Annotated in this window: 18 protein-coding genes, 1 pseudogene and 1 other annotated feature (1 of these 20 only partly in view); of the genes and pseudogenes, 5 read left to right on the top strand and 14 right to left on the bottom strand. The window is 36.0% G+C overall.

Going from position 1 to position 21,531, the window contains the following annotated elements:
- Positions 1–100 (bottom strand) — a binding site (T-box leader) (it extends 116 nt beyond the left edge of the window).
- A gap of 668 nt (positions 101–768) precedes the next feature.
- The 3 genes from GF867_RS11035 (at position 769) to GF867_RS11025 (ending at position 3,964) form a co-directional block, all read left to right on the top strand.
- Positions 769–1,950, top strand: a complete 1,182-nt coding sequence (locus GF867_RS11035) for an amidohydrolase (RefSeq protein ID WP_153833168.1) — start codon at positions 769–771, stop codon at positions 1,948–1,950.
- A 26-nt stretch (positions 1,951–1,976) separates the two neighbouring features.
- Complete coding sequence (locus tag GF867_RS11030) at positions 1,977–3,158, top strand: amidohydrolase (protein ID WP_153833167.1); 1,182 nt, start codon at positions 1,977–1,979, stop codon at positions 3,156–3,158.
- A 92-nt stretch (positions 3,159–3,250) separates the two neighbouring features.
- Positions 3,251–3,964 (top strand): alpha/beta fold hydrolase, encoded by a 714-nt coding sequence (locus GF867_RS11025; RefSeq protein ID WP_153833166.1) that lies wholly within the window; start codon positions 3,251–3,253, stop codon positions 3,962–3,964.
- A gap of 435 nt (positions 3,965–4,399) precedes the next feature.
- Here GF867_RS11025 and GF867_RS13850 read toward each other — a convergent pair.
- The 8 genes and pseudogenes from GF867_RS13850 to GF867_RS10990 all read right to left on the bottom strand — a co-directional run.
- Positions 4,400–4,888 (bottom strand): annotated as a pseudogene (locus tag GF867_RS13850) (MFS transporter); the annotation flags it as partial.
- 39 nt (positions 4,889–4,927) lie between these two features.
- Positions 4,928–5,623, bottom strand: a complete 696-nt coding sequence (locus tag GF867_RS13845; protein WP_216650293.1) for an MFS transporter — start codon at positions 5,621–5,623, stop codon at positions 4,928–4,930.
- 52 nt (positions 5,624–5,675) lie between these two features.
- On the bottom strand, positions 5,676–6,524 hold the full coding sequence (locus GF867_RS11015; protein ID WP_153833165.1) for a C39 family peptidase: 849 nt from the start codon (positions 6,522–6,524) through the stop codon (positions 5,676–5,678).
- A gap of 208 nt (positions 6,525–6,732) precedes the next feature.
- Complete coding sequence (locus tag GF867_RS11010; RefSeq protein WP_216650292.1) at positions 6,733–7,734, bottom strand: MBL fold metallo-hydrolase; 1,002 nt, start codon at positions 7,732–7,734, stop codon at positions 6,733–6,735.
- Positions 7,735–7,891: 157 nt separating this feature from the next.
- The gene (locus tag GF867_RS11005; protein ID WP_153833163.1) at positions 7,892–8,599 is read right to left on the bottom strand and encodes a DUF4097 family beta strand repeat-containing protein; all 708 of its coding nucleotides are present in this window, start codon (positions 8,597–8,599) and stop codon (positions 7,892–7,894) included.
- Positions 8,600–8,624: 25 nt separating this feature from the next.
- Positions 8,625–9,317 carry a C39 family peptidase gene (locus tag GF867_RS11000; protein ID WP_172974017.1) on the bottom strand — a complete coding sequence of 231 codons (693 nt, stop codon included), beginning with the start codon at positions 9,315–9,317 and terminating at the stop codon, positions 8,625–8,627.
- Between the two features lie 389 nt (positions 9,318–9,706).
- Entirely contained in the window at positions 9,707–10,066 is a 360-nt protein-coding gene (locus GF867_RS10995) for an ArsC/Spx/MgsR family protein (protein WP_153833161.1), read from the bottom strand.
- A 35-nt stretch (positions 10,067–10,101) separates the two neighbouring features.
- The gene (locus GF867_RS10990) at positions 10,102–11,025 is read right to left on the bottom strand and encodes a LysR family transcriptional regulator (protein WP_153833160.1); all 924 of its coding nucleotides are present in this window, start codon (positions 11,023–11,025) and stop codon (positions 10,102–10,104) included.
- Between the two features lie 150 nt (positions 11,026–11,175).
- On the opposite strand from GF867_RS10990, the gene GF867_RS10985 reads away from it, so the two are divergent.
- A complete protein-coding gene (locus GF867_RS10985) occupies positions 11,176–12,354 on the top strand; it encodes a uroporphyrinogen decarboxylase/cobalamine-independent methonine synthase family protein (RefSeq protein WP_153833159.1) in 1,179 nt (392 codons plus the stop codon).
- Between the two features lie 135 nt (positions 12,355–12,489).
- Here GF867_RS10985 and GF867_RS10980 read toward each other — a convergent pair whose 3' ends face one another.
- From GF867_RS10980 to GF867_RS10960, 5 genes are all read right to left on the bottom strand, one after another.
- Entirely contained in the window at positions 12,490–14,226 is a 1,737-nt protein-coding gene (locus tag GF867_RS10980) for a M3 family oligoendopeptidase (protein WP_153833158.1), read from the bottom strand.
- A gap of 104 nt (positions 14,227–14,330) precedes the next feature.
- Positions 14,331–15,503 carry an ABC transporter substrate-binding protein gene (locus GF867_RS10975; RefSeq protein WP_153833157.1) on the bottom strand — a complete coding sequence of 391 codons (1,173 nt, stop codon included), beginning with the start codon at positions 15,501–15,503 and terminating at the stop codon, positions 14,331–14,333.
- 21 nt (positions 15,504–15,524) lie between these two features.
- Complete coding sequence (locus GF867_RS10970) at positions 15,525–16,274, bottom strand: 2-keto-4-pentenoate hydratase (RefSeq protein WP_153833156.1); 750 nt, start codon at positions 16,272–16,274, stop codon at positions 15,525–15,527.
- Between the two features lie 47 nt (positions 16,275–16,321).
- A complete protein-coding gene (locus GF867_RS10965) occupies positions 16,322–17,353 on the bottom strand; it encodes a branched-chain amino acid aminotransferase (RefSeq protein ID WP_153833155.1) in 1,032 nt (343 codons plus the stop codon).
- A 384-nt stretch (positions 17,354–17,737) separates the two neighbouring features.
- Positions 17,738–18,721 carry an aldo/keto reductase gene (locus GF867_RS10960; protein ID WP_153833154.1) on the bottom strand — a complete coding sequence of 328 codons (984 nt, stop codon included), beginning with the start codon at positions 18,719–18,721 and terminating at the stop codon, positions 17,738–17,740.
- Between the two features lie 126 nt (positions 18,722–18,847).
- Here GF867_RS10960 and GF867_RS10955 point away from each other — a divergent pair, with 126 nt between their 5' ends.
- Positions 18,848–19,624, top strand: coding sequence for an HpcH/HpaI aldolase family protein (locus GF867_RS10955; protein ID WP_153833153.1), 777 nt, complete (start codon positions 18,848–18,850; stop codon positions 19,622–19,624).
- A gap of 131 nt (positions 19,625–19,755) precedes the next feature.
- Here GF867_RS10955 and GF867_RS10950 read toward each other — a convergent pair whose 3' ends face one another.
- Positions 19,756–21,399: a DUF1002 domain-containing protein gene (locus GF867_RS10950; protein WP_172974016.1), complete on the bottom strand. Its 1,644-nt coding sequence runs from the start codon at positions 21,397–21,399 to the stop codon at positions 19,756–19,758.
- Positions 21,400–21,531: the final 132 nt, after the last annotated feature.

The raw sequence follows: 21,531 nt of genomic DNA, 5'->3' as shown, positions 1-21,531 counted from the left end.
CTCGTAAGTGCGGTTCAAAGTTTGCTTTGTAGTAGGCTTCCATCATCCCTACCTCGCTGTAACATTTCTAAACTTTTACTCTCTTACTCTATGCTTTTCTTATAAAGTTAATTAGAAGCTTAACATCTAGATTATTCAATGTCAATAATTAAATTAAAAAATAGTTAAAATTATTGCTTTTTTATGAGAGTTCCTTCTTTGAATTCTGTAAATTCACTACCGTCTTAAAAACACTCTGATTAGCTAACAAATAACCTAATAAAGCTATGCTAAGCAATTTAAAATTAATAAATTAAACTAACAGCCCATTACCATAATTAACAAACTCTCCTTTATTAACGATTTAAATGGGTTATGCCGATAAAACAATCACAATAGTGTGCCTTTGTTGAATTAATTCCTTAATATTTAGCATTGTACCGCCATGGGCAATAAGAATAGGAATAAACATACCGTCCATAGCTAATAAAGTTAAATCTCCAAAGATAGCAAACGGTAAACCTAACCAAAAGCTATTAAATAGATGACTGATTCCGAAACAACATTGAAATAACACTTTTAGAGTTAAGCTCTAACAAATTCGCAAAAGTAAAGGCAAATATGACGATAGCAAAAGTATAAAGATCTGTCATCATACTCTTATTTCTAATTATTTTATCATACAGTTTGTTTTTTTTCATATAATTTTCATTTATACTACTATTAGTCTTATCATTAAGTCATTTTTTTAAATTATTGATAAGTTTTTTCTATCATAAGGAGGATTTTATGAATACATTGATTAAAAATTATATTTTGGAACATGAAAATGATCTAATCGAAACGCGTCGTTATTTCCATCAACATCCTGAGTTATCATTTGAAGAATTTGAAACAACCAAATATATCGCCGATCAGTTAGATAAACTTGACGTTAACTATCGTTTAATGGAACCTACTGGCGTACTCGCTGAAATTGTGGGAGCTAAACCTGGTAAAACAGTTTTATTGAGAGCAGATATGGACGCCTTATCGATTGAAGAATTAAACGACCATCTAGATTACTGTTCAATTAATTCCGGTAAAATGCATGCTTGCGGACATGATGCACATACATCCATGCTTTTAACAGCTTTAAAAGCATTATTAAGTGTTCAAGAACAAATCAAAGGGACCGTACGTTTTATCTTCCAACCAGCCGAAGAAATCGCATCTGGCGCTAAAAAAATGGTTGAACAAGGCATCTTAGAAGGCGTAGATAATGTGTTTGGTATTCATATTTGGACGGTAAATGAGACTGGTTTAGTCGCTTGTGATCCAGGTCCTTCATTCGCAAGTGCTGACATCTTTAAAGTTCACTTTAAAGGCAAAGGTGGACACGCTGCCCAACCGCATATGACACATGATTCTGTCGTGATGGCTGCCGAATATGTTAATAATGTCCAATCGATTGTATCCCGATCAGTTGATCCTCTTTCACCTGCCGTATTAACAATTGGAAAATTTGAGTCAGGTGACCGTTTTAACATTATTGCTGAGAATGCATTCTTAGAAGGAACTGTACGGACATTTAATAACGAAACTCGTTCTATAGTTGAGAAACAAATGAAACATTTTGCGGAACAAGTTGCTGCAATGTATCATGGTACTGTTGATTTTGAGTATATTTATATGACTGAAGCCGTAGATAATCACGAAGGTAGTGCTAAACTTGTACAAGAAGTGACTGAAAAAGCTTTTGGTAAAGAGTTTATTTACCATGATGCTCCTACAATGGGCGCAGAAGATTTCGGTTATTATATGAAAGATATTCCGGGTGCCTTTGCCACTGTTGGCTGTCGTAATACTGTTAAGGAAACCGATTTCCCCCATCATCACGATCGCTTTAATGTTGACGAAGAAGCTTTGAAATACGGAGCAGAATTATATGCACAGTATGCCCTTAGCTATCTAGAACAAGATAAATTTTAATCAATTACCTTAGAAAGGATACAACTATGAATCAGACAATTAAACAATTTATTGAAGAACACGAAGCTGAAATGATTGAAATGCGTCGTTATCTTCATCAACACCCCGAATTATCCTTAGAAGAATTTGAAACCACGCGCTATATTGCAAGCAAATTAGATGAGTTAGGTTTAGAGTATCGACTAATGGATCCTACAGGCGTAATGACTGAAATTAAAGGTCCTCAACCTGGAAAAACAGTCTTATTGCGTGCGGATATGGATGCCTTATCCATCAATGAGTTAAATGATCATTTAGAGTATAAATCGACTATAGAAGGTAAGATGCATGCTTGCGGTCACGACGCGCACGTTTCAATGTTAATGATGGCTCTACGTGCTTTATTAGCAGAAAAAGACCAAATTAGAGGAACCGTTCGCTTTATATTCCAACCTGCAGAAGAAATTGCAAAAGGTGCTAAATTAATGGTTCAACAAGGCGTACTTGAAGGTGTAGATAATGCTTTTGGTATCCATATTTGGGCGGTTGATGAAGCCGGTTTAGTCAATTGCGAACCTGGGCCAAGTTTTGCTGCTACCGACCGTTTCCAAGTCCATTTCCAAGGTTCAGGTGGTCACGCAGCTCAACCACACATGACAAAAGATGCAGTCGTAATGGTTTCTCAATACATTGCACATGTTCAAACTATTATTTCGCGCGCCACTGATCCAATGGAAGCAGCAGTTTTAACCATCGGAAAAGTTGATGCTGGTGACCGTTTCAATATTATTGCTGAGAACGCTAAAATTGAAGGAACAGTTCGAACATTTGATGCAGCAACACGTGATATCGTTGAGACAGAAATGAAACGTTATGCTGAAAGAACAGCAGCAATGTATGGTGGAAAGGTCAACTTTGAGTATGAGCGTCTGTTAGATCCAGTCATTAACGAAAAATGTAGCGCTGAATTAGTTCAAAGTATTTCAAAAGCCGCTTTTGGCGAAACTTCTGTTGGCCACTTACCTCCTACTATGGGTGGCGAAGATTTTGGCGAATATAATAATTATATTCCAGGTGCTTTCGCGACCGTTGGTACGCGTAACGAAGCCAAAGGTTCTGACTTCCCTCACCATCATGCGCGCTTTAATGTTGATGAGGAAAGCCTGAAAGTCGGTGCTGAACTATATGCACAATACGCACTTGCTTACCTAAATCAAGACGAATTCTAAAAATAAAGCTCACTTAATCGCTGTAAAAAAGATTAAGTGAGCTTTTTATTATGTTATAATCTATTATCATAAGATTATAGGGGGCATACTGTGTGAAAAAATGGTTAAAAGTATTATTAACAATATTAGGAACTTTTACAATTATCTGTGTTGTTGCCATTCGGTCATTAACATATTCTGCTAGTGAAACTGCTCTAGAAAGTGCCACTGTCGCTGAATTACAAGAAGATACCTTAATATTCCATCCACAGAATGCTAACGGAAAAAACATCATTTTCTATCAGGGTGGCTTTGTCGAAAGTGAAGCTTATGCGCCACTTGCTTCAGCATTAGCTAATGAGGGGTTTACAGTTTATTTAATAGATACCCCACTGAATTTAGCGGTTCTTGCCACAAATCGCGGTTTAGATATCATTAAAGAAAATGATTTAACACACGTTATCTTTATGGGCCATTCACTTGGTGGTGTCATAGCTGCACGAAATGCTGCTACTCTATCTGAAGACACAGAAATCGCTGGATTAATTCTACTAGCGAGTTATCCAGATGTAAGTATTAATTTAGCCGATGCCCAATTCCTTGTCCTTTCAATCACTGCTTCAAATGATAAAGTGTTAAATTGGGAAGCCTTTGCCAGTGCAAAAGCACTCTTGCCTCCGCATACTAGTTTCGTTGAAATTCTTGGAGGAAATCACAGTGGCTTTGGTGATTACGGATTTCAATCTGGCGACGGAGAAGCTACTTTGACAAACGAAGACCAGCGTGCACAAGTTATTTCAGCTATTCAAAGTGTTTGGTCAGAATAAACATTTAGAATAGTTAACAGAATCTTTTCTAGTTCTTTAAACAACTTACTGAGACCTCGGGCATTTTTCCGAGGCCTTTTTATATTTACGATCTTTCTCATTTACATATTATTACACCTCTTGATAAATCTTGATTAGATTCCATAAATTAGTTGAACTTCTATGTGTCGCTCAGATCGCGGATTTCTAAGGCAGTTCTAGTACATATGATGGGCAATTGGCTCTGCCTTTGAGCATAGCGAAGTAGACAGAGCCTAGCCGATTGAGCTGGAAAAGCACGAACGTAAGTGAGGCTTTGCAAGCGACCTCCGCCTTGGAAAACAATCAGCTGAGCGTAATACAAAGTTTAATCTATCAACATAAAACTTATACAACCTTCCAATATAAAAAAACCGTCTATCAAAGTTTTACCTTCCTAGACGGTTTGAATAGATATTAATCTTTCACTGTGATTGAAGCAGCTTCCCTTTTTACGAATCCTTTGATTTTTGTCGTTAATAAGTTGACGCGTTCTGTACTAAACAGCATAAAGCTAGCATAAGCAACTAAGAATAATGGTAGTAAATTAACACTTAGATGAGCTGCGATAAAACCAAAAACAGGTGGTAACAACAATGCACCAGTATTCCCAGCAGCTAGCTGTAAGCCCATAATTGTTTGTGAATGTTTGGTGCCAAAGCGCGCTGGGGTTTCATGTAACATACTCGGATAAACCGGCGCACAACCAAAACCAATCATTAATAAGCCAATTAAACTGAAAATAGTTGGCAATGGCACTAACAATATAACTGCTCCAGATAAGATGATGATTTGCCCGATTCTTAATAATTGCTTGTTTGTAAATTTAAATGAAACAAAGCCTGATAGAAATCGCCCGATGGTAATTCCTAGAAAATAGAAAGATAACCAATCAGCTGCTCGTGCTGGATCTAGTTGTTTGCTACTAACAAGGAAGCTACTCCCCTATAGGCTGACTGTTTGCTCAATGCCTACATAGAAAATAAATGTTAGTAATGCCCATTTCACACCAGGCATCTTAAAAATATTGCCGTTGTATAGTTCGACAGTTTCCCCTTCTTCGGTATTTTCTTCAAATTTAGCCTGATTATTGGCTACCTTAGTCCATAAAGGTAAAGTCACGAAAATAACGATTACTAAAACAATCTGGCAAATTGCAATCGTAAAATACGCATCTCGCCAAGTCTTATCGACAGTTAAAAAGCGTCCTAATACCAAAGGTCCCATGGTAGCACCAATACCCCAGAAAGCATGAAGCCAGTTCATATGATGTGCTTTGTAGTGTAAAGCAACATAATCATTCAAACCAGCATCAACCGCTCCAGCACCTAAACCTAAAGGGAGTGTAAATAATAGTAACCAATAGACTGACTCAGCAGCATTAAAACCAAATAAACCAATCGCAGTTAACATCACACTAACAGCCGTTACTTTGCCTGTTCCAAATCTCTTTAATAATGGTCCGCTCATTAAGCTTGATAAAACAGTTCCAACACAAACCATGCCATAAAGTAGCCCAGCAGCTTCTAAAGGTGCTGAAAGTTCTACTTGCATAATTGGCCATGCTGCTCCTAAAATTGCATCCGGTAATCCCAAACTAATAAATGCTATATAAATGATAATCAATAAAAATGTCGCCACACCCTACCTACTTCCTACACAATTATTCTAATTTACAACTAGGCTACTATACTTATTGCTCTGAAAAAGCCCAATAAGCAATACCTTCATCGATCATAAGAGCTTCATCATGACCAATTGAACTTGCAAAGCTACTTCCATCATCATTTGGATCGTTAATATATACTAAACCATCTTCATAAGCGCGAATGACCATGACATGGCCAACTGAAGAAAAATAACCAGGATTGATAGCAACGACAACTGGGTTACCCGCTTGTACTTCTTCCATTGCTTCGTAAAAGTCATATAATTCTTTAACTTCATAATTATATGCTTCTGCAAAAGCTGGATACAATGTGAAAGCCGAACCTTGATAAGTGACATAATGGTCTAAGCCAGCCCATGCTGCAATTTCACCCGGGTCTGTGATTGATCCTTTAAAATAACTATCAATCATGGCAAGCGATACAATACCACATCCATTGGCTGCGATAATTCTACCACTATCATCACCGTATGTATCAAAAGCCCAACGGTAATCTTGTTGATTAAGTAACGGCACCTCGATTTGTTGAACGTTCGCAATTTTTTGATTACGATAAGGTTTCATATCATAGATAAACAACGGAATAAAGCCTGTTTGTTTATATTGATTGACGCCTCGAGAAAACTCAAGATTATTTATCGGTTCGTAAGTAGGTAAATTGTTTAATTGGCTCACAATTATTTCGGTCTCAACTAATGCCTCTTCATCTTGATTCACTACTTCACTTGTAAATAAATCAGAAGCACCTTCTTCTTTCACTATATTGGAATTGGATTCTTTCGAAACTAATTGCCAGAATGCTACGATAACCACTAGTAGTAAAGCAACTACCATGATTGAACTTAGCATTTTATTGCTTTTCTTTTTCGCCATGTTTTTCTCCTAATTTTATAAAATGAAATATGCATTATTCTGATAATTTTATAACGATACTTGGTAAATAGCAATTCATTTTAGAAAAGTAAAATACAAAGTTAACATATTAATCCTTTAGCATCTTAACAAAGAAAACTATTACAAACAATTACTTTTGATAATTAAAAAAATAACTCCTTCAGCATTAAATGAAGGAGTCTCAAGTTTAAAACGGCTTAATTTGAGGTGCTATTTTGGTAAAATGTAGGATACCTTGTTCATCTTTCGTCATGGTAACACAATTTGTATGAATTAAATGATCCAGGTGCGCCATTGTTTCACCAGCCGCAAAAATCTTCTGCTGTTTAGGGAATACTTCCCAGCTATCTGCTTTGATGCGCCAACTGATTGATGCTGAAATATCACGAACTGTATAAACTTTATCATCTTCCATCACATCAAGAATTTCTTGTAATCGTTCGTTATGATGCATAATTAACTCTGCCATACGCTCATTCGGATTATATATTATCTTGCGATGAGTTGGTAATATCACTTTAATTGGTAGACGCATTAACTCTTTTAAAGTGTTCACATAACTCCCCAGCATGTCGATGTATTCAAAGCCCCAGAATGTAATATTCGGTGTGATTGGATCTAATACAGTATCTGCACTAATTAATACGCCAGACTTTTCGTCAAAAAATCCAATATGTCCAGGTGTGTGACCGATTAAATTCAATACATCAAAATCATAATCACCAATGACAAACTTCTCACCTGGTACTAATTCAATAAAATCAAATGCTTCAGACGGTTGGTTGATAAAACCAGGATTATCATTGTTATCAATTTGATCTTCTTGTAAGCCAAATAATGCTAGTAATTCATCTAATTGATGCCAGTATTTACCCGTAATCATACCATTTGCATGTTCTCCATCTATCTGACTCATATATATTTTACAGCCTGCATGTTTAAACAAGTGAATTAATCCTGTATGGTCTGCATGAAGGTGAGTCAATACTACTTCAAGGTTTTTTATTTCTATTCCTAATTCCTGAAGACCAGCTAAAAGCTCTGCTTCAGATTGTGGATTGTTAAAACCAGTATCAAATAAAACAGTCCGATTTTCACCTTTTACCACATAAGCATTGATTAATTTTAAAGGACTATTTGGTAAAGTAACACCAAATGAATAGATATTCTTTGCAACTTCTTGTATCAATATTTTCACTCCCATTAGTATACGCTTTCAATTAATTCTAAGGAATTTTTTCTTTAAAGTAAACCAAAGCGACATTATAAATTCTATCTTAGTCTATTAGACACACTTATACAAAAACAAAAAGCAACCAAGCACAATCACTTAGTTGCCATTTTAATTAATTTCCTAACGCTTCTAACACGATTGACCCATTAACAGCTTCAATGTGAATCGCATCTCGACCTTTACCTAAAGTGCGTTCAAATTCAGAAAAAGTAGCCGAAACTTTATCACCAAGAATTTCAAAATTTCCATTAACAAAAGAAAAATTCAGTTCTGCATTATATTGCTTAAAACTTAAGTTAGTATCTCCATTTACAATGTCTATCTTAATAGGGTAAGTTTCATCACCTATTAAAGTTAGTGAGGCATTAACACCATCAAATTTAAGTTCAGCTAAAGTCCCTTTCACCAAAAATTCACCATTTACTAAATCAATTTGAGTCGTTAATTTTGATGTATCAGGCACTGTAATAACAATTCGAGAAGTCAAAGAAGTTAAGAATGATTTTAAATTGTTCTGCCAATCTTTTTCATCAATTGTTAATTGATCGTTTTTATTAGAGTAATTAAAAACGTCCTCAAATTGGACATCATCTTTCGAAACATAGACTTCAAATTGAAAGTCCTCTCCTTCACGAATTTCTATATATGAAGATACGAGATCTAAACGCAGCTTAGTAAAACTTTCAAGTTCATCGGTTTGATAAACTAAATTAGCCGGTAATTCTTCACTAAGTTCATTGTTTATACTTTCTGCTGAGACAACTGGTAAATTAAGCGTAAATAGACATAGGACTAGCCATATTCTTGTTAATATTTTCATAATCTCACTCTTTTCTCATGTTATTTTATGAATATTTAAATACCCAATAATTTAGACTTTCTTGCTGAAATAACTCTTCTGAAAATATTTCACGATAATGAAATTTCTCTGGTGAATCATTTGGATCATAAACGACGATATCTCCCTCTAAAGATTGAGCTAGAACCATAATATGCCCTACTTCTGTGAAAAATCCGGGTTTTACTGAAATAATAACAGGATACCCTAAATTCAAATAGTATTTCACTGCTTCAAAGTTATTAGCCAAATCATGCGCTTGCATTCCAATTGCATTTGCATATTCTGAAAAGATATCCCAAGTGGTACCTTGTTCGCGTAAGTAATAATTTTTATCTGCCCATCTCGCAATTTCCACTGGTTCGATATATCGGTTTTGCCAGTAGGAACCAACCATAGCTAAGCTTGCAATGGCACAACCATTAATTCCCATAAAATTATCTTTAATTTCATCACCATATGGTTCATAGTACCAACGCTCATCCGTTTGTAAAATTAATGGCATATGAAATTCTTTTTCTATCAAATAGTCATTCGCCTGATTTGCAAAGTCAGTTGCAACAACTTCTTGATGTGTTCTTAGCCAAGTTAAAGGAGAAACATTATTGCTTCCATTATGATTAATTAGCCAGAATACAGTTAAAGACATGAGAACAAACAAGTATATCATAAATTTTTTTATACTTCTTTTTTGTATCATCATCCCTTCCCTTCTAGCCTCAAGCTTACTTTTTTTTATAATTTTATTTTAACACTTAATTGATTTATACAACTCCACCTTAGGTCTTAAATTAGAAAACTCTATATTTTTTTAGATTTCTTACTTGATCATCTATAATGAATGATTATACTAGCTTTTCAGAGTCACATAAAACGAAATCCAATCAGCTTATTCTTATTTTTAGCGGAGCAAATTCTTTTCTAAAGCCTTGCCGACTGTATTGAAAAATCAGTGAGATTTTGAAAGTACTCATCGCATTTGAAAACAATTAACTTAACGAAGTACAATGCTTGGTAAATCAACCTAAAACTTCTAAACCTTACACAATACAAAAAACAGGGTTTCCCCTGTTTTAAACGTAATTTATATTATGATAGCCATTTTTTTGCCAATAAATCCTCTTTAGCACTAACAGTTGCGTGTTTGAAGTCAGTCACTAAAGGTCTTTTAATTAACATTCCATTTTTATTAACTAAATCAATCACTTCTTCTAAAGTCATATTTGGCAATTTATCTTTCAATTCCATTTCACGATAAAGTCCACCTGAAGTATTCATTATTTTGCTTACTTTATTATCATTCGCAAGCAAAGCCAGTTTAATTGTCTCTTTAGAAGGTGGAGTATCTCTAATATCGATTAATTCTTTGACTTGTCTCCCGCCTGACTCCAGAAATTTAATTGCTTTCTGTGTTGTTGAACATTGCTTTAAACCATAAACCGTTAACATTTGATGTCTAATCTCCTTATTTCATTAATAAATTTCTAGTCTATACTATCAGCTAACGCAACATCTAATCGTTCTTTCAATAAAATTAAATATTCTTCTGCAATGGGTCTTAAACGATGTAGATTGCTTGTAATATAGCCTAATTCGATTACTTCATTTGAAACTAATGGCCTCGCAATAATCGTCTCGCCATTTAAATCAGCGTTTATAATTCCAGAACTGATGGTATAGCCATTTAATCCTATCGCTAAGTTAAATAACGTTGCACGGTCACTCACTGTAATCGTCTTAGGGGATGCATGATCGGCTAGCACCTCTTCCCAAAAGTAAAATGAATTGTGGTGACCTTGTTCGTAACTTAATTTAGGATATGGGATTAAATCTTGTAACGATATCTTATCATAGCTTGCTAAAGGATGCTCTTTATAAATAAAAACATGCGGCCTTACCTTAATTAGCGAAGTAAACGTTAATTGATGTTTTTTTAGTTCAGTGTTAATGACCTGTCGATTATAATTGCTTCGATAAATGACACCAATCTCGCTTTTTAAGTTAGCAACGTCTTCAATAACTTCATAGGTTCTCAATTCCTTTAGTGAAGCCTGATAGTCCATATGTTCAAACCGCTTTAATAAGCGCACAAAAGCATCCACCACAAAGGCGTAATGTTGTCCAGCTACACTAAAGATTTGATGTGGTGTTTCATCTTCTTTAAAACGACGATTTAATAAATCAATTTGTTCCAAAATTTGGCGTGCATAAGAAAGAAACTCTTCACCTTGAGAAGTTAAGGCGACGCCCTTTTGACTTCGATTTAATAGTACCACATTCATTTCTTCTTCAAGTTCTTTTATCGCATGAGACAATGATGGTTGCGAGATATAAAGTTCATTAGCTGCTTGTGTTATGGATGGTGATTCTGCAACTTTTACTAAGTATTCTAATTGCTTGATTCTCAACCGTCTACCTCCATTTTTAAATTAAATAAAAACTCTTCCCCAAACACTCCATAGATAATAACTATGAAAGTCGACATAAAATAGGTATTATCAATATCTTAAGTTATATCTTACACTATGAGAAGCAATTTAAAAAGGGGTTAATAAAAAATGACAGAAATTAAGACTAAAACGAAACGCTTTTTAACAGTAGGTTCCCTATTGAGACCACAAGATTTATTAAATTACAAAACAGAAATTGAAAACCGTGATGATATTCAGTACCCATTCTATAGTGATTTTGAAGGCTATAAAGAGACTGAAACCAATGCAGTGAAAGACGTTATTGCCGAACAAGTAAATCGTGATTTTCCGGAAATTACAGATGGCGAATTCTCCAAATCACTTTGGCATCTGGATTTTGTATGGGGTTTAAATGGTGTACGTCGATACATTGCAGACAACGGCTACTTTTTCTTAGACCATGATGATCATAATCATTTTGAAACACGTAAAGATATCGGCATTGAAATCACTGACCACCTACATGGACATCATCATGTCTTTATCGATCATTTTGTAAGCCTTAAGGAAAATGCTCCTGTTGATGCACAATTAAAACAATGTATTCCGTCGCCTTCACACATTTATGGTGAGCTAAGTATGAAAGATAATATTATTGGTGGCAAAGTCTATGCTTCAGAATCAGAATTTAAACAAGACTTAATTCAAGCTTATAAAGATTTCTTAGATGAGTTCGTGGCTGCTGGTGGTAAAATCATTCAATTTGATGATTGTTTATGGGAGTTATTCGCTGAAGATAATCCAAACAGTCCTTTTAGTGGTAATGAAATTAATCGTGAGGAAATTTTAAACTCTGCTCAAATTTTTATCGATATTAATAATGAAGTCATTGCTTATGGACATGATTTAGGCTTAAAAGTATATACCCACAATTGCCGTGGAAATTATTCTTCTCGTAACATGGGTGCTGGCAGTTATAGCCAAATTGCCGACTTATTCTTAGAAAAACAAAATTATGATCGTTTTTATTTAGAATGGGACGACGAGCGTGCTGGTGATTTAAGTGCTCTTTCAGCGTTTAAGAATAAACCTGAGGTCGAAGTAGTTGTAGGTTTATTATCAAGTAAAAAGAATACTTTAGAAGACGAAGAAAAAATTAAAGCCCAATTAGAAGAAGCTAGCAAATATATTCCTAAAGATAAACTATACTTATCGCATCAATGTGGATTCGCATCATGCGATGGTGGAAATGAATTAACAGTTGCTGAACAGTGGGCAAAAATTGAACAAGGACAGAAAATTGCGTTCGATTTCTGGCAAGAATAATTCTTAATAAAAAAGACACTCCTCATTTATGTAAACAAGGAGTGTCTTTTTACCATTTATTAAGAGAGAGAAACAGCTAGTTTAACCGAAAAGCTAATCACTCAAAAGGCTTTGGCTTTTCAGCCATTCTGTACTTTACTTACTGGTTAATTCAATAAATTCATCTACGTAAGTTTCAATACCGCTTAATGCTGTGCGCCAGAAGTCAACCTGAGAAACATCTAATCCCATAACTTTAGCAGTATCTTCAACTGAGGCAACAGTCGTAGTTTCTAATAATTTACTATATTTTTCAACGAAACCATCTGGTTTAGCTAAATATTGCTCATATAGACCACGTGAGAATAAACCTCCGAATGCATATGGGAAATTGTAGAAACTTAAGCCTGTTGAATAATAATGTGATTTATTGATCCACATGAATGGGTGTAAACTCTCTTCATCAAGACCATCACCGTAAGCTTTTTTCTGCGCATTTAACATAATTTCTGCCAATTGAGGTGCGAACATAAAGCTACTTTTACGGTTTTCAAAAACTTCTGTTTCAAATAAATAACGTGAATAGATATCTACAATAATTTGCGTTACATCTTGCAAATATTGTTCAATCACTGCCACTTTTTCATCGTTTGATGCTGCTTCTTCTAACAAGTGGTTCATCACAATGGCCTCATTAAAGGTCGATGCTGTTTCTGCTACCGGCATTGAGTAGCTCCAATTTAAAGGACGATGTGATTGAATCTTCGTACCATGATAAGCATGGCCTAATTCATGCGCAATTGTCAGTACATTGTTTAAACTACCATCGAAGTTTAACATGATACGCGACTGTTGAATAAATGGTAGATTTGAACAGAATGCTCCCCCGCGTTTACCTTTTCGAGGGTAAAAGTCCATATAATCTTTTTCGTAGAATGTAGCGGTCATTTCAGCTAAATCAGGGGCAAATTGTGAAAATTTATCTACCAAATATGTTTTTGTTTCTTCAACCGTGAAAGTTTGATTGGCATCTCCCATTGGTGCAAATAAGTCGTAAAACGGTAACCCATTTTCATGGCCTAAAACACTTGCTTTATGTTTTAAATAGCGACGAAATGTGGGTAAAAATTCTTGGATAGCTGTTAATAAGGCATCTAACGTTGCTTGACTCATTCTAGATTTAATAAGTGTTTCCTCTAAAGGACTCTCATATCCACGCATCTCACTGACATCCAGTACTTGTGACTTGATGTTATTCAATGAGAATGCTACCGCATCTTTAACTTGATCGTATAAAGCAATTTCCGCTTCGAAAGCAGCTTTACGCGTTTCAGCATTAGCATCATATGCTAAGTTTCTAAGTTCACTTAAAGTTTTTGCTTCACCTTGAAACTCAATTTCAGCTTGCGATGTCAAATATCCTTGTAAACTTGACCAAGCATGACCAGCTGAACGTCCTAATTTAGAAATTGTTGCTTCAACCTCATCACTTAATAAATAGTTAGCTGACTCTTTCATTTCTTTGAAATAGAATGCATATTCTGCTAATTCAGCATCTTTTGAAATATCAACTTGCGTCTCACCTATAAATCGATCCATTTTGGCTTGATATTTCGTTAGTTGATTCAGTTTATTACCCAGTACATTCTGATAGTTTGTGCTTAATTCATCAGTCGCATTTGTTGATAAGCTCAAAGAAATATATGCAGATAAACGACGCACTGTAATGTAAAGTCTTTCTTTTACGTCAATTACAGCTTTAATTGCTTCAATTGTATCCTCAAATGATAAAGACTCCATTTCAATCTTAAAAGCTTCTAAAGAAGCCAAATCTTGCTGAAATGCTTCGCTCTCATAACTTTCATATAAATCATTTAATTGCCATTCGTACATTTAATCCGCTCCTCTTTATAGTATAAATTCTATTATAAGCTTGAAATTAATAAAATACAAAACACACCCCTCACAAGAGAGATGTGTTTACCCCAATATTATAACTAATCGACAACTACTTCCTGGGCATTTACCACATTTCCATTATCTAACGTTACCATAACTGCTGGTTTCACTGGATTATGTTCATCATTAATCGAGAACGTACCTGTTACACCTTCAAAATCAACAGTTTCAGCTAATGCTTGACTAATTGCTTCTGGATCTGTAGAACCTGCTCTTTCAATTCCATCTACTAAAAATGAAATTGCATCATAACCTAGAGCCGCAAACGTATCAGGTGCTTTGCCAAACTTTTCAGTATAAGCCTCACCGAATGCTACCGATGCTTCACTCTCTAAAGACGCATCATAATGCGTCGTATAATGAACGTCATACGTATTCTCTGCGCCAGCTAATTCAACAAACGTATCACTGGCATAACCGTCAGCACCTACGACTGGTTGAGTTAAGCCTAATTCACGAAACGCTTTAACAAGTAGACCTGTCTCAGTGTAGTAACCTGGCATATAAATTGCATCAAATTCATAACCCAATAGCTTAGTGGCTAAAGCTGTAAAATCTGTATCACCTGAAGAATAAGCTTCCGTTGCAACAACGGTTCCCCCTAATTCTTCATATTTCGTCACAAATGCATCCGCTAATCCTTGAGAGTAATCTAAGGCATTGTCAACAATTAATAATGTATTCTGTGCACCCAGTGTATCGTAAACATAAACTGCACCTGCAGTTCCTTGATAAGAATCTTCATAAGCAGTTCTAAAAAGATTTGCAACAGCTTCGCCGTTAGCTGCTAAAGTTAACCCATCTCCAGTAGTGGCAGGTAAGACAGTCGGTTTTGTTGACGATTCAATGACAGGTTTAGCTGCGTTGACTACTCCTGAAGCATTAGGTCCTAAAGTTGCCACTACTTCTGAATCGTCATTTAAACGCGTTTGTAGAGATACCCCTTCAGTTGTATCCGTCTTGTTATCTAAGACAACTAATTCAAGCGGACGCCCATCGAGAACGCCACCAGCGGCATTAACTTGTTCTACATACAATTCAAATGCTTCGACAGCAGGAACACTGTACGGTGCTGCAGGACCTGTTAATTCTAAGTTAACCCCTAAGACTAAAGGTTCTCCTGTCGCCTCTTGAGCTGATACTGACATTGGCGCTAAAACGCTCCCTGCAACGACTAATCCAGTTAATAATACGTTTTTAAATTTTTTCATGATTGTTCCTCCTAAGTTCTATTAAGCTTTTACGACTAAAGTAACTTCACCGATATTCGAATATTTTGCAGTATAGGTACCTGTGGTAAGTTTTTCTGGTAAAACAAATGTACCCGACGAAACAAAACTACCAGCAGTTAATTGCTTGCCTTTACTCTCTAATGCTTCAGCTAGCCATTTAACTGAATTTACGGGATGACCTAATACTTCTGTTGAATGCCCTCTTTTCACTTCTTCGCCATCCAAATACAACACACCTTCGACATCTGCTAAGTCTTCATAAGTATATTTAGCTGCTTCACCCATGACAACCGCACCGTTTACAGCCCCATCCGCAATTACTTCATAGAAAGTTGTTTTAGGGAACCAATCTTCATAACGTCCGTCTGGTACTTCTAATCCTGGAGCCACTCGACATTTATTCATGATTTGTTCAACTGAATCACTACCGTTAACATCCTCGTCTACTAAAAACACTAATTCAACTTCAACTAAAGGTTCATTATAGTCACTTAGGGATAATTCATTCTTGACGGTAACATCTGTCATTTGACCATATAAAGGTGAGTCGCTTTTAAATAAGTCCTGTGTTTCTTGGCTTGTTAAACTGATTTTATAGCCGGCGTGTTTTTCACCGTTAGCTTCTTTGAAGGCCAACACTTCATCTTGAACTTGATAAGCATCCTTACGACTTGAGAATTCTAATACTCCTTTGGCTAGTGGTTGGTTAGTTTGATAGGCTTTAAATAATTGTTCTGCTTGGTTTGTCATGAAATCTTCCTTTCGATTTTTAGTCATATTTTGTCAGTGTGTAGGGTTTAAATTTTATATACCCAGCCTTCTGGTGCGGGTTTATCACCAAATTGGATACCCACTAGTTCTTCATACAACGCTTTCGTCAGTGGTCCAGTCTCGGTTTCTGAGTAGAAGACATGCTTCTTCTCGCCATTTGTAATACTACCTACTGGAGTGATGACTGCTGCTGTTCCCATTGCGCCTGCTTCCTTAAATTGATCTAAATCTTTCAAGTAAACATCTCCCTCTATAGCTTTCATGCCTAAACGATCTTGAGCTAGTTGTAAGAGTGAATATTTAGTAATACTTGGTAGAATTGATGGTGATTTCGGCGTTACGAAAACATTATCATGTGTAATCCCAAAGAAATTAGCTGAACCAACTTCTTCGATTTTCGTATGAGTAGCAGGGTCTAGGAAAATGGCATCCGCAAATTGTTTAGACTTCGCTTCGTTACCTGCTTGGAAACTTGAGGCATAATTTCCACCTACTTTAGCAGCGCCTGTACCACGTGGTGCTGCACGGTCATACTCACTGACCATAAAGGCTGCTGGCTGTAAACCTCCTTTAAAATACGGACCAACTGGTGTTACATAAATGCCGAAAATAGCTTCGGGTCCTGGTGCTACCCCCACTACTGGCCCAGCTCCAAATAAGAAAGGACGCAAGTATAAGGTTGCTCCAGTTCCGTAAGGAGGCACCCAGGCTTCATTAGCACTTACTACAGCCTTAGCAGCTTCGATAAAATCTTCAACAGGATAAGGTGGTAACATCACTTGTTCTGCAGAGCGCATCATTCTTTGACCATTTTGATCTGGGCGGAATAGTTGAATAGTACCATCTTTCGTACGATAAGCCTTTAAACCTTCGAAACATTGTTGTCCTAAGTGTAAAGCTGGAGAAGCATGGCTGATGGTCACTGTATTCTCTGTCGTTAATTCTCCTGGCCCCCACTCACCATTTTTATAATGAGCACGAAATGCAACACCTGTTTCAATGTAATCAAAACCTAAGTTATTCCAATCTAAATCTGCGGGTGTCAATTGTTCTGTCATTTTTCTATTTCCTCCATTTCAATATAAAAAAGCCTATTTAGATTAAACAAATAATCTAAACAGGCTTCTTTAAAAAACCGTATATAAATGAGAGCTTCTCACTGCCCGTTTAGATTATTAGTCTATACGAGCAACACAAATTGTTAGCACGCATAGATACAAACTGAAAAGTTTTCCGTGTTTGTATCCATGTTGCTGATACAAACACTATCTAATAATGCTAATAATAGTTGCAAATTTAACTGTGTTTGAATGTAATTTTGTCATCTTAATCGCTCCAAATATCTTTGATATATGTATCTTAACAAGTCAATTATTAAAAGTCAATATAATTCTCTAACCTTTTTTTCATCTTTCTAATTAAAGTGATAGTTTGTTAATGATTTATTGAGCACCCATTATCTTATGTGGCACATATGGTGCCTCTAAATAGTCGATAATTTCTGGCGTTAAAGTTAAATCTAAAGCTGCTACCGCATCTTCTAAGTAAGTGAGTTTCGTAGCCCCAACGACTGGAGCGACAACTGATGGTTTAGACAATAGCCAAGCTAATGCTAAACTTGCAGGCTTAGTATTTAATTCTGTCGCAACTTGATTTAGGCGTTGAATAATTTCTGAATCTGTTTCTAACGTCGTATCGTATTTAGCTTGTGCAATGAAGTCAGATTTCGAACGTGGTGTTTCTACATTTAAAGGTCTGGTTAATCGTCCTGCTGCCAATGGGCTATAAGGTGTGACAGCGATACCAGCATGCTCGCAATAAGGTAACATTTCCCTTTCTTCTTCACGATACAATAAATTGTAATGATTCTGCATTGAAACAAATTGTGTCCATCCGTTTTGTTGTGCGACAAAATTCGCTTGTTGAAACTGCCAAGCATACATCGCAGATGCTCCTATATAGCGGACTTTACCACTTCTAATTAAATCATCTAAAGCACGCATCGTCTCCTCGATAGGCGTATGGTAATCCCAACGGTGAATTATATATAAGTCAATATAGTCTGTTTGCAGTCTTTCTAAACTATTATCAATTTCAGTAAAAATTGCTTTGCGTGATAAACCAGCACGATTAGGTTTATCTGACACTGGGTTAAAAACTTTGGTAGCAAGTACTATTTCATCACGATTACTCAGTTCTTTTAAAGCCTTGCCCAATACTCGTTCACTGTTTCCTTGATTATATACATTAGCGGTATCGAAGAAATTTATTCCTAAGTCCAAGCTTGCCTGAACAACTTCCTTTGCTGCAAATTCATCTAAACCCCATTGCTTCATCCAAGCACTCTGATCATTACCAAAGCCCATTGTGCCCAAACAAATCGGTGAGACATCTAATCCTGTTTTACCTAATTTACAATAGTTCATTTTTTCACCTCGTATTATTCTATTATTGCATATAGCGGAACAACTTATTTTAGTTTACATGATCGAGAATGCGTTTACAACATTGATGTGATATGCTTAAGGTATTAATTAATAGGAGTGTGAGCAATGAAAGAAAATATGATTTTAAAGAAAATGAAAGATGGACAACAAGTGGTTGGTACTTTCTTTGAAACGATTGGAACGTCGATTGTTGAATGTTTAGGAATAGCAGGTTTAGACTTTTTCATTGTCGATTTCGAACATAGTACTTTTACAGCAGAATCATTGCTAGAAATTGTTCATACAGCCGAACTAAGAGATATGTCAACTTTAATGCGTATTAAAGAAATTAGTCGTTCAAATGTTTTACGTCCGCTTGATGTAGGTGTACAAGGTTTAATTATCCCCAATGTTCAATCAGTAGAGGAAGTTAAACAAGTCATTAAATGGGGGAAATATACACCTATTGGCGAGAGAGGTTTCTTTTATTCACGTGTAACTGATTTTGGTTTTAGTGATAATGTGAATGATTTGGATCAATTCTTTGAAAGTCGTAACCGAGAATCTCTTATTATTCCACAATGTGAAACGGTTGAATGTTTGAATGTGATTGAAGAAATTTGTGCTTTAGAAGGAGTTGACGGCATCTTTGTTGGTCCTTACGATTTGACGATCGCCCTTGGTATCCCAGCAAAATTTGATCATCCTACTTATACTGAGGCTTTAGCGCGCATTTATAAAGCTTGTCGAGATAACAATAAATTTACACTTATTTTTGGTGCTGATACTGAGCAAGCACGACGTTATCGTGAATATGGTTTTGATGCGATTACGTGTAGTATGGATGCTACATTGATGATTCAAGCGTTTAAAGCAATGTTAGAGACGGTTAAAGCTGATTAATTGACGCTCAGCATGCCTTTTAAGGTTACCTTTAGATTATGTTAATATAAATACATAGCACTTAAACTATACATAAGCAAACAGACTGCTCTTCCATATTGATTTAGCAGTCTGTTTATTTTATCTATAAATTATTGGTTAACTATATTTTCAAAACCAGCTTGTAATTCCATATTCTCTGAAGGTGTGAAATAGTATCGGCCATCTGGTGTTCCTTGATTTTGTTGACTATGTAGCACTACCGGAATACCATCTAAGATAGTAAACAAGTAAAAATGTGCCCCTGCTGGTGCTGTCGGATTCACTTCAAAAAAATGTTCAACATCATTAAATGCAGCTACAATGACATATTCTCCTTCTACTGCTGCTTCACCAGTGGTTGACCATGATGCATTCACAGGTGTTTCATTAACGGATAAAGCAGTTAGCACATCATTAGGAAAACTTACACCGTACATATCACCGGGCGCTTCTGGCGTAAAGCTTTGATAAGTTTGTCCCATGCCTTCTCCCCATGTAGCCATAAAACTAGCTAATTGATTAGCTTTATCATCGTTCCATAAATTAACGACTTCATTATCTGCCGCTTCAGTTGCTTCTGATAAATCATTACGGTCCAACACTTCAAATGTTTGACGATCGATTGAATAAGTTGCACTAGGTTCATAAGGGTAATGACTTACTTCTGTATACAAGGTTAGGATGACTTCTGTTTCTGTCTTTTCAAATTGTATGGTTAAGTTTTCATCATAGTTCAATCGAATTGTATTGATAGCAGTTGCAGATTCTTCAGAATCAGATTGATTTTCACTGAATTCTGTCCATAATTCGCGGTCATATTCTTCAACGTTTATGTAGAATTCATCAGCATTCCCTGACAAAAAGCTAGCTTCCCAAAAATCAATCGCTTCTTCTAGTGTCCATGTTAAATTGAATGATGCATTAAGTTGCTCATTAGTTGTTTCGCTTTGAGCACTTTGCGTGTGTACATATGCTTCAGCAAAAGAAACATATTCAGCAATAACCTCCTCGGTCATCGCCTTATCTTTATCAATCTCCGCTAAATAATGTTCAATTGTAGATAACACTAAATCATTCAAATCTTCAGTAGTTAACTCACCATTTGCTTGCAAAACTTGATTAATCGCTAACTTAATTTGCGCTTGTAATTGGTTAGTTTGTTCGACGGTTAATTCAGAACTTTCTTGTATATTCTTGACTAATACTATCTCTTTTTGAGCTACCTCAATATCTTGTGGATCTAATGCATAACCTAGCGCTTCATAAATCGCATATACGCCCGTCAAAGCTCCCTCCCCTGTTACTGGCTCGACAGCCGCGATTTTAATTAATACATCTTTTGCCCCAGCAGTAATCGCTGCATTCTGATAAGTTTGAGGTGCAACTAGTGTAATGTTATTAGGTGTCACAATCTGTACTTGAACCCCATAGCCTGCTTCACGTGGCTCAATGATTGCACTTGAATAAACTAAGGTTTCTTCGTTAGATCCGTCAGCTAGAAACTGCTCAATCATTTTACCATCTACTGATATAATTTGTTGATTATCTACGTCAGTAGCACGCAATAAATTCAATGTCTGTTGTTTCTGTTCTTCATTGAGCGATGCACCCAAGGCTACTTTACTTTGCGTTAATACATCATCAACTTGAACTTCTTGAGCGTAAATCAATCCACCTAAAGGCTCAATTGCTAGTAGCGGACTAGAGGCTAATGCCGTCGCTAACAGAATATTTTGCCATTTCTGTCTGGTCATTTTAATCATCCTTGTATATTATATTTAGGGTTTTAACCTTCCGGTTTTTACTGGATAACCCTATGAACCTCTTTTCGATTACCTCATCTCCTAAGATATGAGATAATTAGTTTATTGGATTGAGAGGCTAGC

It is taken from the genome of Fundicoccus ignavus, assembly GCF_009659375.1.
Classification (GTDB): domain Bacteria; phylum Bacillota; class Bacilli; order Lactobacillales; family Aerococcaceae; genus Fundicoccus; species Fundicoccus ignavus.
Note: the sequence above shows the minus strand (reverse complement) of the source record. Positions and strands in the feature narration are given on the sequence as shown.

Bases quoted from the DNA above. Each gene is read 5' to 3' on its own strand.
- GF867_RS10955 (WP_153833153.1), top strand. From the start codon at position 18,848: ATGAAAGAAAATATGATTTTAAAGAAAATGAAAGATGGACAACAAGTG.
- GF867_RS11005 (WP_153833163.1), bottom strand. From the start codon at position 8,599: ATGAAAATATTAACAAGAATATGGCTAGTCCTATGTCTATTTACGCTT.
- GF867_RS10980 (WP_153833158.1), bottom strand. From the start codon at position 14,226: ATGTACGAATGGCAATTAAATGATTTATATGAAAGTTATGAGAGCGAA.
- GF867_RS10995 (WP_153833161.1), bottom strand. From the start codon at position 10,066: ATGTTAACGGTTTATGGTTTAAAGCAATGTTCAACAACACAGAAAGCA.
- GF867_RS11015 (WP_153833165.1), bottom strand. From the start codon at position 6,524: ATGGCGAAAAAGAAAAGCAATAAAATGCTAAGTTCAATCATGGTAGTT.
- GF867_RS10965 (WP_153833155.1), bottom strand. From the start codon at position 17,353: ATGACAGAACAATTGACACCCGCAGATTTAGATTGGAATAACTTAGGT.
- GF867_RS11000 (WP_172974017.1), bottom strand. From the start codon at position 9,317: ATGATACAAAAAAGAAGTATAAAAAAATTTATGATATACTTGTTTGTT.
- GF867_RS10960 (WP_153833154.1), bottom strand. From the start codon at position 18,721: ATGAACTATTGTAAATTAGGTAAAACAGGATTAGATGTCTCACCGATT.
- GF867_RS11030 (WP_153833167.1), top strand. From the start codon at position 1,977: ATGAATCAGACAATTAAACAATTTATTGAAGAACACGAAGCTGAAATG.
- GF867_RS10975 (WP_153833157.1), bottom strand. From the start codon at position 15,503: ATGAAAAAATTTAAAAACGTATTATTAACTGGATTAGTCGTTGCAGGG.
- GF867_RS10950 (WP_172974016.1), bottom strand. From the start codon at position 21,399: ATGACCAGACAGAAATGGCAAAATATTCTGTTAGCGACGGCATTAGCC.
- GF867_RS10970 (WP_153833156.1), bottom strand. From the start codon at position 16,274: ATGACAAACCAAGCAGAACAATTATTTAAAGCCTATCAAACTAACCAA.
- GF867_RS11035 (WP_153833168.1), top strand. From the start codon at position 769: ATGAATACATTGATTAAAAATTATATTTTGGAACATGAAAATGATCTA.
- GF867_RS10985 (WP_153833159.1), top strand. From the start codon at position 11,176: ATGACAGAAATTAAGACTAAAACGAAACGCTTTTTAACAGTAGGTTCC.